This window comes from Novosphingobium gossypii, assembly GCF_050433305.1.
Taxonomy (GTDB): Bacteria; Pseudomonadota; Alphaproteobacteria; order Sphingomonadales; family Sphingomonadaceae; genus Novosphingobium; species Novosphingobium gossypii.
Genome location: NZ_JBNPXM010000001.1, coordinates 932,019 through 946,068, shown reverse-complemented (window position 1 = coordinate 946,068; position 14,050 = coordinate 932,019). Strand labels below are relative to the sequence as shown.

Annotated in this window: 12 protein-coding genes and 3 tRNA genes; 6 read left to right on the top strand and 9 right to left on the bottom strand. The window is 64.8% G+C overall.

The window, feature by feature from the left end:
* Positions 1 to 82 precede the first annotated feature (82 nt).
* Positions 83 to 403, top strand: a complete 321-nt coding sequence (trxA, locus tag GGR40_RS04835; protein WP_429275035.1) for a thioredoxin — start codon at positions 83 to 85, stop codon at positions 401 to 403.
* A gap of 128 nt (positions 404 to 531) precedes the next feature.
* On the opposite strand, the gene GGR40_RS04830 is transcribed toward trxA, so the two are convergent.
* The 4 genes from GGR40_RS04830 to GGR40_RS04815 are packed head-to-tail and all read right to left on the bottom strand — an operon-like array spanning position 532 to position 4,225.
* Positions 532 to 1,341 (bottom strand): inositol monophosphatase family protein, encoded by an 810-nt coding sequence (locus tag GGR40_RS04830; RefSeq protein ID WP_429275034.1) that lies wholly within the window; start codon positions 1,339 to 1,341, stop codon positions 532 to 534.
* A 2-nt stretch (positions 1,342 to 1,343) separates the two neighbouring features.
* Entirely contained in the window at positions 1,344 to 1,979 is a 636-nt protein-coding gene (locus GGR40_RS04825; RefSeq protein ID WP_429275033.1) for a glutathione S-transferase family protein, read from the bottom strand.
* A 4-nt stretch (positions 1,980 to 1,983) separates the two neighbouring features.
* Complete coding sequence (gene argJ, locus GGR40_RS04820) at positions 1,984 to 3,210, bottom strand: bifunctional glutamate N-acetyltransferase/amino-acid acetyltransferase ArgJ (RefSeq protein ID WP_429275032.1); 1,227 nt, start codon at positions 3,208 to 3,210, stop codon at positions 1,984 to 1,986.
* Between the two features lie 31 nt (positions 3,211 to 3,241).
* Positions 3,242 to 4,225: a phosphatase PAP2 family protein gene (locus GGR40_RS04815; RefSeq protein ID WP_429275031.1), complete on the bottom strand. Its 984-nt coding sequence runs from the start codon at positions 4,223 to 4,225 to the stop codon at positions 3,242 to 3,244.
* A 125-nt stretch (positions 4,226 to 4,350) separates the two neighbouring features.
* On the opposite strand from GGR40_RS04815, the gene GGR40_RS04810 reads away from it, so the two are divergent.
* The 3 genes from GGR40_RS04810 to GGR40_RS04800 all read left to right on the top strand — a co-directional run bounded on the left by GGR40_RS04810 (position 4,351) and on the right by GGR40_RS04800 (position 8,669).
* The gene (locus GGR40_RS04810) at positions 4,351 to 4,626 is read left to right on the top strand and encodes a hypothetical protein (RefSeq protein ID WP_429275030.1); all 276 of its coding nucleotides are present in this window, start codon (positions 4,351 to 4,353) and stop codon (positions 4,624 to 4,626) included.
* 113 nt (positions 4,627 to 4,739) lie between these two features.
* The gene (gene secA, locus GGR40_RS04805) at positions 4,740 to 7,475 is read left to right on the top strand and encodes a preprotein translocase subunit SecA (protein WP_429275029.1); all 2,736 of its coding nucleotides are present in this window, start codon (positions 4,740 to 4,742) and stop codon (positions 7,473 to 7,475) included.
* 186 nt (positions 7,476 to 7,661) lie between these two features.
* On the top strand, positions 7,662 to 8,669 hold the full coding sequence (locus GGR40_RS04800) for a class 1 fructose-bisphosphatase (protein WP_429275028.1): 1,008 nt from the start codon (positions 7,662 to 7,664) through the stop codon (positions 8,667 to 8,669).
* A gap of 103 nt (positions 8,670 to 8,772) precedes the next feature.
* Here GGR40_RS04800 and nhaA read toward each other — a convergent pair whose 3' ends face one another.
* Both nhaA and panB read right to left on the bottom strand, forming a co-directional pair.
* Complete coding sequence (gene nhaA / locus GGR40_RS04795; RefSeq protein ID WP_429275027.1) at positions 8,773 to 9,960, bottom strand: Na+/H+ antiporter NhaA; 1,188 nt, start codon at positions 9,958 to 9,960, stop codon at positions 8,773 to 8,775.
* Between the two features lie 155 nt (positions 9,961 to 10,115).
* Entirely contained in the window at positions 10,116 to 10,985 is an 870-nt protein-coding gene (panB, locus tag GGR40_RS04790) for a 3-methyl-2-oxobutanoate hydroxymethyltransferase (protein WP_429275026.1), read from the bottom strand.
* Between the two features lie 187 nt (positions 10,986 to 11,172).
* Here panB and GGR40_RS04785 point away from each other — a divergent pair, with 187 nt between their 5' ends.
* Positions 11,173 to 12,738 carry an amino acid permease gene (locus GGR40_RS04785; protein ID WP_429275025.1) on the top strand — a complete coding sequence of 522 codons (1,566 nt, stop codon included), beginning with the start codon at positions 11,173 to 11,175 and terminating at the stop codon, positions 12,736 to 12,738.
* A 168-nt stretch (positions 12,739 to 12,906) separates the two neighbouring features.
* A complete protein-coding gene (locus tag GGR40_RS04780; protein WP_429275024.1) occupies positions 12,907 to 13,632 on the top strand; it encodes an extensin-like domain-containing protein in 726 nt (241 codons plus the stop codon).
* Positions 13,633 to 13,669: 37 nt separating this feature from the next.
* Here GGR40_RS04780 and GGR40_RS04775 read toward each other — a convergent pair.
* The 3 genes from GGR40_RS04775 to GGR40_RS04765 all read right to left on the bottom strand — a co-directional run bounded on the left by GGR40_RS04775 (position 13,670) and on the right by GGR40_RS04765 (position 13,966).
* Positions 13,670 to 13,744: transfer RNA gene (locus GGR40_RS04775), tRNA-Glu, on the bottom strand.
* Positions 13,745 to 13,781: 37 nt separating this feature from the next.
* Positions 13,782 to 13,856: transfer RNA gene (locus GGR40_RS04770), tRNA-Glu, on the bottom strand.
* Between the two features lie 35 nt (positions 13,857 to 13,891).
* Positions 13,892 to 13,966: transfer RNA gene (locus GGR40_RS04765), tRNA-Glu, on the bottom strand.
* Positions 13,967 to 14,050 lie beyond the last annotated feature (84 nt).

The following is a 14,050-nucleotide window of genomic DNA, read 5'->3' as shown; positions in this document are numbered from 1 at the left end:
ATGCCCGTCGGGCGTTGCTTGGCCGTTGCGCTGGCCACTTTCGTCCCTAGATTGCAGCCCAACACCTATCAGGAGTTTTTCAATGTCCACCATTGCCGTCACCGATGCCAGCTTCGAGGCCGACGTCCTCAAGTCCGACAAGCCCGTCCTCGTCGATTTCTGGGCGGACTGGTGCGGCCCCTGCAAGATGATCGCCCCCGCGCTTGAGGAAATCTCGGAAGAACTGGGCGAGCAGGTGACCATCGCCAAGATGGACATCATGGCCAACACCGAAACGCCCGCCAACTTCGGCGTCCGCTCGATCCCGTTCCTGGTGCTGTTCAAGAACGGCGAAAAGGTCGCCGAAAAGCTCGGCGCCGCGCCCAAGAGCGCGCTGAAGGGCTGGATCGAAGCCGAACTCTGATCGCTTCGACTATTGGTTGAGCGAAGACCCCCGCCACGTGAGTGGCGGGGGTTTTTGTTTGGATGGGCCGCTTCGAAGGTGAAGCGAGTGTACCGAGGTCGTGCCGGATCAGGTCCGGCACGAGGTGGTCATCCCAGCTTTGCAGCCAGCCCGGCGAAGGCATCCCACAGCGCCGGACTGGAAGCTCCGATGAGGTCGCGGCGTTCGTATTCGTCCACGCGGTAGGGGCTGCCGTCAGGGCGGGCTGCCTTGCCGCCGGCTTCGTTGAGGAACAGCACACCAGCGGCGTGGTCCCACGGCAGGGTGCGGTTGAACACCGATATGTCGTTGGTGCCGTTCACCAGCCGGGGGTACTGTTCCGCCGCACAGCGCGGAATGTCGACCAGGCTGTAGTGCGGCGCAATGTGCGTCAGCACCTTTTCACGGGCGCCGTCTTCCAGGAAGACGGTGGAAATGGCCGCCACGGGTCGGTCTGCGCCGGTGGGCCGGGCGGCGATGCGTTGCCCGTCGATCCATGCGCCGCCGCCCACATGAGTATGGCAGAAGCGGCCCGTCAGGCAGTCCAGAATCCAGCCGCCGATCGCCTCGCCCCCGTCCGCCAGAGCAACGAGTACGCCGAAGGGCGGCTTTCCGGCGGCGAAGTTGTTGGTGCCGTCCAGCGGATCGACGATCCAGCACAACCGGTCCTTCAGCCGCTCCATCACCGATGCATCTGCAAAGACGGCTTCCTCGCCCACCACCGCCGCTTCGGGGAGGAGGGCGGAAAGACGCTCCGTCAGCAGGGCTTCGGCCTCCTTGTCGGCCACGGTGACGACGTCGTCCGGTGCCTTGGCGTCGATCTGGCTGGCCGCCAGCTTCTGGTAGTGCGGCAGGATCGCGCGTTCGCTCGCCTCGCGCATGATCGCTTCGACGGCGGCGTGAAGAGCAGGTGTCATCATGGTCATGTGAGGGGGATCATCACCTGCTGCGCGAAGCCGGGGCGCTTGACGATGCGTGCGTACCATTCCGCCACTGCCGGAAATTCCGGTTTGTCGAACGGCAGGCTGAACCAGGTATAGGCGTAGACCCCCATGGGGATGTCACCAATGCCGAACTGGCTGCCGGACAGCCACGGCTTTTCGCCAAGGTATCGTTCCAGCACGGCCAGATGCTCTGCGCAGGCGTCGATGCCGCGGGCGATGGCATCACGGTCCCATTCATCGCGCGGCGTGCGGGCGAAGGCGAGGAACGGCGCGCGCTGCGCATCGGCATACGTGATCTGCCAGTCCATCCAGCGGTCGGCCAGCGCGCGGTCGATCGGGTCTGCGGGAAACCACGCAGCGCCGCCATATTCCGCCGCCATGTAGCGCAGGATCGCGTTCGATTCCCACAGCGCCACCTTGCCGTCCTCTATCATGGGCACGAGGCGGTTGGGGTTCTTCGCCAGATAGTCGTCGGTGTAGCCGAACTTGCCGCCGATGTCGTGGCGCTGGTACTTCAGCCCCAGCTCCTCGGCGAACCACGCCACCTTCTTGACGTTGTGCGAGTTCAGGCGGCCCCAGATGGTGAAGAACGGCGCGCTGGTTGCAGTGCTCAAGGGGTCAGCTCCGGTAATCGGCGTTGATGGCGATGTAGCCGTGCGTCAGGTCGCAGGTCCACACCGTCGCCGTGCCTTCGCCCAGGCCCAAGTCCACCTCGATCGAAATGTCCTGCCCCTTGAGGTGCGCGGCCACCGGCGCTTCGTCATAGTCGGCCAGCGGCAGGCCTTCGCGTGCCGCCCAGACGCCGCCGAAGCCGATTGACAGCCGGTCGCGGTCGGCGGGTTCGCCCGCCTTGCCCACGGCCATGACCACGCGGCCCCAGTTGGCGTCTTCGCCGGCGATGGCGGTCTTGACCAGCGGCGAGTTGGCGATGGCCATGCCGACCTTGCGCGCGCTCTCGTCCGAAACCGCGCCGCTGACGGACACCGCGATGAACTTCTGCGCACCTTCGCCGTCGCGCACGACGAGATGCGCCAGCTGGCGGCAGACGTCGTGGATGGCAGCGGCAAAGGCATGGGCGCCGGGGCTGGCGAACGAAGTCAGCGGCGCGTTGCCGGCCTTGCCGGAGGCAAAGGCCAGCACGGTGTCGCTGGTCGACGTGTCCGAATCGACCGTGATGCAGGAGAACGTGCGGATGTTCGCTGCGGAGAGACACTCCTGCAGGAACCCCGGTTCCACGGCGGCGTCGGTGAAGATGTAGCCCAGCATCGTCGCCATGTCGGGCGCGATCATGCCCGATCCCTTGATGATGGCGCTGATGATCACCGTGGTGTCGCCGATTTTCGCGGTGGCGGTGGCGCCCTTTGCGAAGGTGTCGGTGGTGGCGATAGTGTTGGCGGCATCTTCCCAGCTGCACGGCTCGGCGACCAGCGCCTTGGCCACGCCTTCGCGCGCGGTGTCCTTGGGGAGCGGTACGCCAATCACGCCGGTGGAGGAGACGAAGACCTGTTCGCGCGGGCAGTCCAGATGCGCGGCGACCTGATCCATGATCTGCTCCACCGCCTCGCGCCCGCGATAGCCGGTGAAGGCGTTGGAATTGCCCGCATTCACCACCAGCGCCCGCGCGCGACCCTGTTTTGCGTTGTCGCGCCCCAGTTCGACTTCGGAGGAGCAGCAGACGTTGCGGGTGAACACGCCCGCGACGGCCGTGCCTTCGTCCAGCGTTACGTATGTCAGGTCGCAGCGGCCCCAGTCCTTGTAGCCCGCCCGCACGACATGCGGCGTCACGCCTGCGATTTCGGGCAGGGCAGGGAAGGGCGAGGCGAGCGGGGAGACGGGATATGCCATGGCGGGTTGACTAGCGCCATGGCCGGCAAATTCAAGCTGCCAGCGGCCTCAGTCCGGGTTCGCAGGGCGCGGGTCTGGTCTGCGCGCCCGCATCGTGGCGTTTCGCGGCGCGTGCGGGCATACCCGCGAACGCCATCGCTGCGGCCCAGACCAGAATGCCGCCTACTACATCGCTGACGTAATGGCCGCCCATAGGAACCGTCGAGACGATCGTGGCAGCGCCAAAGGCTGCGCCTGCAAGGTGGAGCCGCGTGCCCCGCAGCGCAGTGGCGATGATGAGCCCCATGACCGTATGGAACGACGGGAACACGCCGACGCCCGAAAGATTGGCGTTCCCTGCGATCTGGCCGCTTCCTTCATGGAAGTATCGGAATGCATCGAGATGGTACGTTCCGGCTCCCCAGGGCAACCCGTGGTTTTCAAGGAATGCGAGGTGCGAATAGGGGATGTTTCCGATTGCAGGCAGGAACGCGGTGGCGATGACGGACACGCTGAGACAAAAGGAATAAACGATCAGCGGGCGCCAGTCCGGCCTGGGGCGCAGGCACTGGCACAGAACGATCACCACCGTCAGCCAGTTCGCCTGGACATAAACCCATCCCAGCGCCTGCGTCAGCACGGGATGGCTCGCGAAATTCAGCACCAGCCGGGCGGAATCGAACCCGATCAGGTGATCCAGCGCCACGAGTTTGGCATCCACCAGCGGCATGCGCAGCCGGAGGGCTATGTTCATCGAGAAGACGTTGCAAACGGTCGTGCCCGACAGCACTGCCAGCGCCAGTGCCACATTGCCCATCCGCGCATTATTGCCTGCCACCCTGATGCCCAGCCCGATTACGAGGAACCCGGCGCTGAACCCGATGCAGGCGCCAAGGCCCGTCCAGTCGAGCGTCATGCCGGTGAGGGTCACCAGCGTAGCCAGCAGTGCGAAGCTAGCCAGCAACAGCCCCGCCGCGAACGGAGCAAGGTCGTCGGTCAGCAGGTTTCGCAGGCGGCTGTGGAATTCTGGCGTCATGATGGTTTCCGCACTTTCCCGCGCCTGATCGCATGAAAGGGTTAACAGGCGGTGGCAGTGGCGCTTTGCGCTTCATCGCAAACGCATGTGGACACATCCCGCCATCGACCCTATCTGCGTTGCCGATGGCCCATCGCCTGATCCTGACCCTGCTTGCCCTGTTGACCGGGTTCGCCGCACAAGTCGGCCCGGCAGAGGCGTGCGCGTCGCAGGTGTCTGCGGTGCAGGTGCTCGCTTCGCGCGAAGTCGCCGCAAAGGCGCCCCGTGCTCCGGTGGCCCTGGCGCAGTTGCCCGAACCGGGCCTGCGCAACACGCGCCGCCATGCGCCGCAGCAGGTTGCGGCTTTTGCGCCAGTTGCTGTCGCAACGGTGCTGACCGGAATAGACCGCGCCCGCGAATAAGCGGATCGCAGGCAACTTTTCGCACCTTCGCGAGCTTTCCGACGCGCCCGGCATGAGCCGTGGTGGCGCGCACATCGATCATACGCATTCACGAAAAACAGGGGTTCACCGCCATGCTCGGCGCACTCGTCAAGTCCATCTTCGGCTCGTCCAACGAGCGTTACGTCAAGTCGCTCGACAAGGTCGTGGCCCAGATCGCCGCGTTCGAACCGACCCTCGAAGCCCTGAGCGACGAGGAACTCGCCGCGCAGACACCCAAGTTCCGCGAAATGCTCGCGAACGGCTCCACCCTCGATCAGATCATGCCTGAGGCTTTCGCCACCGTGCGCGAAGCATCGAAGCGCGTGTTCGGGATGCGCCATTTCGACGTCCAGCTGATCGGCGGCATGGTGCTCCACCGCGGCGAAATCGCGGAAATGCGGACCGGTGAAGGCAAGACGCTGGTGGCCACCGCGCCGACGTACCTCAACGCGCTCGAAGGCAAGGGCGTCCACGTCGTCACCGTCAACGACTATCTCGCCCGCCGCGACGCCGAGCAGATGGAGAAGCTGCACGGGTTCCTGGGGCTGACGGTGGGCGTGATCGTCCCGAACCTCAACGAGTGGGAGCGCCGCGAGGCCTACGCCGCCGACATCACGTATGGCACCAACAACGAATTCGGCTTCGACTACCTGCGCGACAACATGAAGCACGAGCGCAGCCAGATGGTGCAGCGCCCCTTCAACTTCGCGATCGTCGACGAGGTCGATTCGATCCTGATCGACGAAGCGCGCACCCCGCTGATCATTTCCGGCCCGACCGACGACAAGAGCGAGCTTTACGTTCAGGTAGACGCCATCGTGAAGCAGCTTCAGCCCGAGGATTACGAGGCTGACGAGAAGACCAAGAACATCAGCCTGACCGAAGACGGCGTTGAAAAGGCCGAGCGCATGCTGGAGGCCGCCGGCCTTCTGGAAGGCTCGAACCTCTACGACGTCGAGAACACGCAGGTCGTCCATCACCTCGATCAGGCCCTCAAGGCCGTGATGATGTTCAAGCGCGACACCGATTACATCGTGAAGGACGACAAGGTCGTCATCATCGACGAATTCACCGGCCGCATGATGGACGGCAGGCGCTGGTCGAACGGCCTGCATCAGGCAGTGGAGGCCAAGGAAGGCGTCCGCATCGAGCCGGAAAACCAGACGCTCGCCTCGATCACCTTCCAGAACTATTTCCGCATGTACCCAAAGCTTTCGGGCATGACCGGTACGGCGGCCACCGAAGCGCCCGAATTCTACGACATCTACAAGATGAACGTCGTCACCATCCCCACCAACGTGCCGGTGCAGCGCGTCGATGAGGAGGACGAGTTCTACAAGAACACGCTCGATAAATTCGCCGCCATCGCCAAGCTGATCCGCGAGAAGAACGAGATCGGCCAGCCGGTGCTGGTCGGCACCGTTTCGATCGAGAAGTCGGAGCTTCTGTCGGACTTCCTCAACAAGGAAGGCGTCAAGCACTCGGTCCTGAATGCCCGCTTCCACGAGATGGAAGCACACATCGTGGCGCAGGCCGGCTCGCTGGGCGCGGTGACGATCGCCACCAACATGGCCGGCCGCGGCACCGACATCCAGCTTGGCGGCAACGTGGAATTCCGCGTCGAGGACGAACTGCGCGACATGCCCGAAGGGCCCGAGCGCGACGCCGCGATCGCGAAGATCAAGGCCGAAGTGGGCGAACAGAAGCGCCTCGTCCTCGAAGCCGGCGGCCTGTGTGTCATCGGCACCGAACGCCACGAAAGCCGTCGCATCGACAACCAGCTGCGAGGTCGTTCGGGCCGTCAGGGCGATCCGGGCCTGTCGAAGTTCTACCTCTGCCTGGAGGATGACCTGCTGCGTATCTTCGGCCCCGACACGCTGTTCTCCAAGATGATGAACAACAACCTGGCCGATGGCGAGGCGATCGGGTCCAAGTGGCTGTCCAAGGCCATCGAGACGGCGCAGAAGAAGGTCGAGGCGCGCAACTACGAAGTGCGCAAGCAGGTCGTCGAATACGACGACGTGATGAACGACCAGCGCAAGGTCATCTACGAACAGCGCGCCGACATCATGGACGCCGAGGCGGTGGACGACGTGGTCGTCGACATGCGCCACGACACCATCAACGCGCTGGTGGCCGACGCCTGCCCGGCCGGTTCCTACCCCGAGCACTGGCAGGTCGACAGCCTGAAGGAAAAGGTGAAGGACATCCTCGCCATCGACGTTCCGATCGAGGCGTGGATCGAAGAGGACGGCCTCGATCCGGAAGACATCGAGCAGCGCATCACGCAGCTGGCCGACGCGCATATGGCGGCCAAGATGGCGCAGGACGATCCGTCGATCTGGCGCCAGGTGGAAAAGTCGATCCTGCTCGACCGCCTCGACCACTACTGGAAGGAGCACCTCGCCACGCTCGACGCGTTGCGCCAGGTGGTGTTCCTGCGCGCGTACGCCCAGAAGCAGCCGATCAACGAATACAAGCAGGAAGCCTTCAGCCTGTTCGAGCGCATGCTCGACGGCATTCGCGAGGACGTGACGCGGATCATCTCCGTCAGCGAACTGCGCATGCCCGAAGCGACTCAGCTGCCCGAACTGCCGGACTTCCTGACCGGTCACATCGACCCGCTCACCGGGCTGGACAATTCCGCCGACGGGGACGGTTCGGCGCAGATGGCGCAGCTGTTCGGCAACCTTGCCGGCAGCCCGGAAGGCGTTGGGCAAGGCGCGGCAGAGGGCAATCCCTGGGCCGACCTGCCGATCAGCCGCAACGCCCCGTGCCCCTGCGGGTCGGGCAACAAGTACAAGCACTGCCACGGCACGCTGGCATAAGCGAAACGCGAAAGAGCGCTGTCGGTCATTCCGGCGGCGTTTTCGCTTCCGCGCCGAAAAACGGTCCGACAAACAGGAATATCGGATTCGGTCATTTCTCTGCAGAGAAACTGCTGGAATAATCCGGCGTTTCGCTGTTCTACGTTCCTCCGACACGATCCTCACCAGCACCTGGGAAAGGCACCCATGCAACCGATCACCCTGACGCGCTTCCTCATCGAGCAGCAGCGCCGCGAAAACAGCGCTTGTCCGGCCGAACTGCGGCTCCTCATCGAGACGGTCGCCCGCGCCTGCAAGACGGTGACGCATGCGATCTCCAAGGGCGCGCTGGGCGACGTGCTGGGCAGCCTGGGGTCGGAGAACGTGCAGGGCGAAGTCCAGAAGAAGCTGGACGTCATCGCCAACGAGATCCTGCTCGACGCCAACGAATGGGGCGGCCACCTGGCGGCGATGGCCTCGGAAGAGATGGAGACGATTCATCGCATCCCGAACCGTTACCCCAAGGGCGAATACCTGATGCTGTTCGATCCCATCGACGGGTCCAGCAACATCGACGTCGACCTTTCGGTGGGCACCATCTTCTCCGTCCTGCGCGCGCCGGAAGACGCCTCAGGCCGCGACGTTACGGAAGAGGATTTCCTGCAGCCCGGCACCGAACAGGTTGCAGCAGGCTATGCGATCTACGGTCCGCAGACGCTGCTGGTGCTGAGCCTGGGCGATGGCGTCTACGAATTCACGCTCGACCGCGAAATGGGCGCGTGGCGGATGACCGACGGTCCGCTGAAGATCCCGTCGGGCAACCGCGAAGTCGCCATCAACATGGCGCGCCGGGCGCAATGGTCGCCGGCGATCCGCCGCTACATCGACGAGCGCGTCGGCTGTGAGAGCGGCCCGCTGGCGGGTGAATACAACATGCGCTGGACCGGCTCGATGGTGGCGGACATCCACCGCATCCTCAAGCGTGGCGGCGTGTTCCTCTATCCCGCCGATCACCGCAGCCCCGGAAAGGCGCGCCTGCGCCTGCTCTATGAAGCCAACCCGATGAGTTACCTGATCGAACAGGCCGGCGGCAAGGCGATCGACGGGCGCGAGCGCATCATGGAAGCACAGCCTATCGGCCTGCACCAGCGCATCGGCGTGGCGCTTGGCGACCCGCATGAGGTGGACGCGCTGCTCGATCACGTCGTCGCCTGACGGCGGAGCAGTTCCCGAGTTAACGGGAACGCGGGGACCATTGGGCCTCGGTGCTGCAGGCATCGAAAGCAGATGGTACCCGCCTTCGCCCGAATGACGGTCGTTACCGGGTTCGCTGACCCAGTGCGGCGGCTTGCCTGTTCGCAAAGCGCAGGACGACATAGCCAAGGACGCCAGACAGCAGCGACCCGGCCAGGATGCCGATCTTCGCTTCCGATTGCAGCATGGGCGCGTCGGGGAAAGCGAGGAGAGCGATGAACAGGCTCATGGTGAAGCCGATCCCGCACAGCAGCGCAACGCCCAGCATCTGGAGCCGTCCGGCATGGGCGGGCATGTCGGCCAGGCCAAACCGCACTGCCAAAGCGGAGAACCCGAACACGCCCACCGGCTTGCCCAGCAGCAGTCCGAGTGCGACGCCCAGCGTCACCGGCGCCGCCAGCGCTTCCGCCGGCAGGCTGAGGAACGGCACGCCCGCATTCGCCAGCGCAAACAGCGGCACCACAAGGAAGCCGACCGGAACGTGAAGCGCCTTTTCCAGCCGATGCAATGGGCTGACGGCGTCGCGATCCGACTGTGCAGGGGTGGTGTCCATGGGGATGGTCAGGGCCAGCACCACGCCCGCCAGCGTCGCATGGATGCCGGACCGCAGCACCAGCACCCACAGAACCGAGCCCAGCAGCAGGTAAGGCGTCAGGCTTCGCACTCCGAAGCGGTTGAGGGCCACCAGCGCGGCCACCACCGCGGCGGCTCCGGCAAGATGGGGCACGGAAATGCCGGCGGTATAGAATAGCGCAATGATCACCACCGCGCCCAGATCGTCGATGATGGCAAGGGCGGCCAGGAAGATCCGCAAGGAACCCGGGACGCGTTGGCCGAGCAGCGAGATCACCCCCAGAGCAAAGGCGATGTCGGTGGCAGCAGGGATCGCCCAGCCGTTGATGGTCGCGCCCCGGTTGAAGGCGACGAAGACCAGCGCGGGCACGGCCATGCCGCCCAGCGCGGCTATTCCCGGCAGGACGCGGCGGGACCAGGTGGACAGTTCGCCGTCCAGCATCTCGCGCTTGATCTCCAGCCCGACGAGCAGGAAGAAGATCGCCATCAGCCCGTCGTTTACCCAGTGCGCCAGCGACAGCGGACCCATGTGGATGTGCAGCACCGCTTCGTAGGCGTGCAGGAGCGGAGAATTGGCAAGAGCGAGCGCAACCGCCGCCGTTGCCATCAGGACGATACCGGCGGACGCCTGGCCATGAAGGAAACGGCGCAGCGCGCTGGGGTGTGCAGCAAGGGTCATCGGGGGCCTTTCGGACGCAAGCATACATGCACCGGCGGCCCGACCGATGCTGCGAAACCTGCCCGCCTGTGCGCCGGACACCCGCGATGGCTATCGCAAACCCTTGCGGCTCCCGCAAGTGCGGCGAGGGCCTTCGGTCGGCTTACTTTGGCTGCCTATTTGGGCTGATACGTCTGCTCGACGCCGGGGAAGCTGCGGTCCCGCACCTGCTGCGCATACTGCGCTGCCGCCTCGGAGATCACCGAGGCCATGTCCGCATAGCGTTTCACGAAGCGGGGGACGCGTTCGAACATCCCCAGCATATCTTCGGTGACGAGCACTTGCCCGTCGCACTGCGCGGATCCGCCGATGCCGATGCTGGGGCAGGCGATCGCCTGCGTGGCGGCGATGGCGATCGGCTCGACGACGCCCTCGATCACGACTGAGAATGCCCCGGCCTCATCCAGTGCCTGCGCATCGGCGACGATCTTGGCAGCTTCCGCTTCGCTGCGGCCGCGTGCGTTGTAGCCGCCCAGCACATTCACCGCCTGGGGCGTCAGGCCGATATGGCCCATCACCGGAATGCCGCGCTCGTTGAGAAAGCGCACGGTCTCGGCCATCGCCTCTCCGCCTTCCAGCTTCACCCCTGCGCAGCCGGTTTCCTTGAGCAGCCGCGCCGCATTCTCGAACGCCTGCTGAGGCGACTGTTCATAGGAGCCGAATGGCATGTCGACGATGACGGCGGCGTGGTAGCTGCCGCGCACCACGGCGGCGCCGTGTGCGATCATCATGTCCAGCGTCACCGGCACGCTGGAGGGCAGCCCGTAGATCACCTGGCCCAGGCTGTCGCCGACCAGCAGCAGGTCGCAATGTGCGTCGAGCAGCTGTGCCTGCCGGGCGGTATAAGCCGTCAGCATGACGATGGGTTCGGCAGTGACGCCGTCCTTCTTGCGGCGGCGAATCGCCGGCACCGTCAGGCGCTTCATGGGGGCGGGCGTGGGGTTCGCGCGGCTGGTCGCGGTGTCGAGTTGGAAGGTCGTGGACATGGGACAGGCTTTAGCGCCCCATCTGGTCCCCGGCAAATCGGAAGACTGGCCCCTGTGCAACACCGGCGCACCATGATATGCCGCAATGTTGTAAGATTATTACAATCTTGGGGAATTTACGGGAGAGGCCTCTTGCCAAGTCGAGACTTGTCGTTAGCCTCCCGCCATTCGCAATTCGGGGGTCCACATGTTCGGACGCGTTAAGCCGCTCGACGCCATTCTGGCGACAGCGGAAAAGAAATCACTTCACCGATCACTGGGGCCTGTTCAACTGACGCTGCTGGGCGTCGGAGCCATCATCGGCACCGGCATTTTCGTGCTGACCGCCGCCGCTGCGCAGAAGGCCGGGCCCGGCATGATGTGGAGCTTCGTCATCGCCGGCTTCGTCTGCGCCGTGGCGGCCCTCTGCTATTCGGAGCTTGCTTCGATGGTCCCCGTTTCCGGGTCGGCCTACACCTATTCCTACGCGGTCGTTGGCGAAGTCCTGGCGTGGATGGTGGGCTGGGCGCTGATCCTGGAATACGCCGTGGCTGCGTCCGCCGTATCGGTGGGTTGGTCGGGCTACTTCATGGGCCTGCTCAAAAGTCTGACCGGGTTCGAATTGCCTGCAGCGCTCGCTGCGGGGCCTACCTGGTCGCTTACCGGCGTCGATTTCTCCAGCGGCATCATCAACGTGCCCGCGGTTGTGGTCGCGCTGGCGGTCACTTTCCTGCTGATGCTGGGCACCAAGGAAAGCGCCACCTTCAACGCCATTCTGGTGGCGATTAAGGTGGCGGCGCTGACGATGTTCATCATCCTGGCGCTGCCGGTGCTTGATACCGGGCACTTCGCGCCTTTCGCACCCAACGGCTGGTTCGGACCGGTCGGCACCAGCGGTCTCGGCATTGTCGGGGCCGCTTCTTCCATCTTCTTCGCCTATGTGGGTTTCGATGCGGTCTCCACCGCTGCCGAAGAAACCAAGAATCCGCAGCGCAACGTGCCGATCGGCCTGATCGGCAGTCTGGCACTGTGCACGGTGTTCTACCTTCTGGTGGCAGCAGCGGCGATCGGTGCCATCGGCGCGCAGCCTACGGCGCTGGGCGTCCAGCCCGGCTCGGCAGAGTTCGCGGCGCAGTGTTCCGCGCTTGTCGCCAAGGGCAGCGAGCCGCTGGTCTGCTCGCAGGAAGCGCTGGCCCATGTGCTGCGATCCATCAATTACACCCGCGCCGGCGATCTCATCGGCCTTGCCGCCAATCTGGCGCTGCCCTCGGTCATCCTGATGATGCTGTATGGCCAAACCCGTATCTTCTTTGTCATGGCGCGTGACGGCCTGCTCCCGGAAAAGCTGGCGACCATCCATCCCAAGTGGAAGACGCCGCATGTCGTGACGTTGATCACCGGTGTCTTCGTGGCAATCGCGGCGGCACTGCTGCCGGTGGGCCAGCTGGCCGACATCTCGAACTCGGGCACGCTGTTCGCGTTCTTCATGGTGTCGCTGGCGGTGCTGATCCTGCGCATGCGCGACCCGCAGCGCCACCGTCCGTTCCGCACGCCGCTGGTGTGGGTGGTGTCTCCGATCGCTATCCTTGGCTGCATCACGCTCTACTTCAACCTGCCGATGGAGGCGATGCTGGTGCTGCCCATCTGGGGCGCCATCGGCTTGGTGTTCTACTTTGCCTATGGCTACCGCAAGAGCCACGTCGGGCGCGGCATCATCGATGTTCCCGAGAGCGACGATGACGTGCCGCCGCAGCCGGTGCCGCCGATCTCCTGATCGCGCGGTCGCTCTCAGGATTATGGAAACAGGGGAGGGCGCCCGGCGCTCTCCCCTTTTTCATGAACAGCGCATGCCGGGTTGTGCCGCCCTTATCCACAGCCTTGCCAACAGCCAGAACGAAGTCGTGCGTCGCAACGAACCGGCGGCACGGGACTTATGGGAACCATGGTCCTTTCCCGTTTCGACCAGATGGCCCTTGTTGCTCTGTTGATCGGCTCGGCCCTGCTGATGGGCAAGGTATGGCTGCACGATCATCCCGAGCATGATCCGGGCGCGCCCCTTACGCTGGCCGAGCCGGACGGCTGGGCGACGCCACGCAAGGTGCATGCCCTGCGTACCGATAGAGCCGCGTGCAGGGCCTTTCTGGACCGCAGCGGCATAGCAGCGCAGCCCTTGCCGCCTGCAGGCTCTGGTGCGTGTCTGAGATCCGATCGTCAGGTGCTGGTCGCGCCACGGCGGCTTGACGCCCGGCTTGCTCCTGCCGGTGCGCAGGCGACATGTGCGATCGATGCCGGTCTGGCGCGATGGCTGAGCCATGGCGTGCAGTCGGCCGCCCAGGCTGCCTTCGGGGCCAGGGTGACGGGCATCGAGCATCTGGGCACAGCCAACTGCCGGCGGATCGGTGGGGGCGAGCAAGGCAACTGGAGCGAGCACGCCACCGGCAATGCGATCGACATCGCTGGGTTCGTGCTGGCGGACGGGCGGCGGATCAGCGTAAGGCGCGACTGGTCTGGCAAGGATGCCGCCGCGTCCGCGTTCTTGCGCACGGTGCGTGACGAGGCGTGCCGCAGCTTTTCCACGGTGCTGTCGCCGGACTACAACGCAGCCCATGCCGATCACCTGCACCTGGATCAGGCGCAACGTGCCGGAGGCTGGGGAGCCTGCCGCTGATGTGAGGGAGAAGCGGCGCCGTTGCGTCGCTGAACAGTGGTGACCCCTACGGGAATCGAACCCGTGTTTCAGCCGTGAAAGGGCCGCGTCCTAACCGCTAGACGAAGGGGCCATGGTGCCATCGCGAAATGGCGTCCCGATGCGTGAAATGGTGACCCCTACGAGAATCGAACTCGTGTTTCAGCCGTGAGAGGGCCGCGTCCTAACCGCTAGACGAAGGGGCCAGCTATCCATTTCGAGCCGCATCCCGTTGCACCGATGGTGACCCCTACGGGAATCGAACCCGTGTTTCAGCCGTGAAAGGGCCGCGTCCTAACCGCTAGACGAAGGGGCCAAACCGGGTTGCGCCGGAGGCAGGACCGGCCCTCTAGCGGTGGGTCCGGGGGTGGTCAAGCCTTAACGCGAAACTTTTTTGACC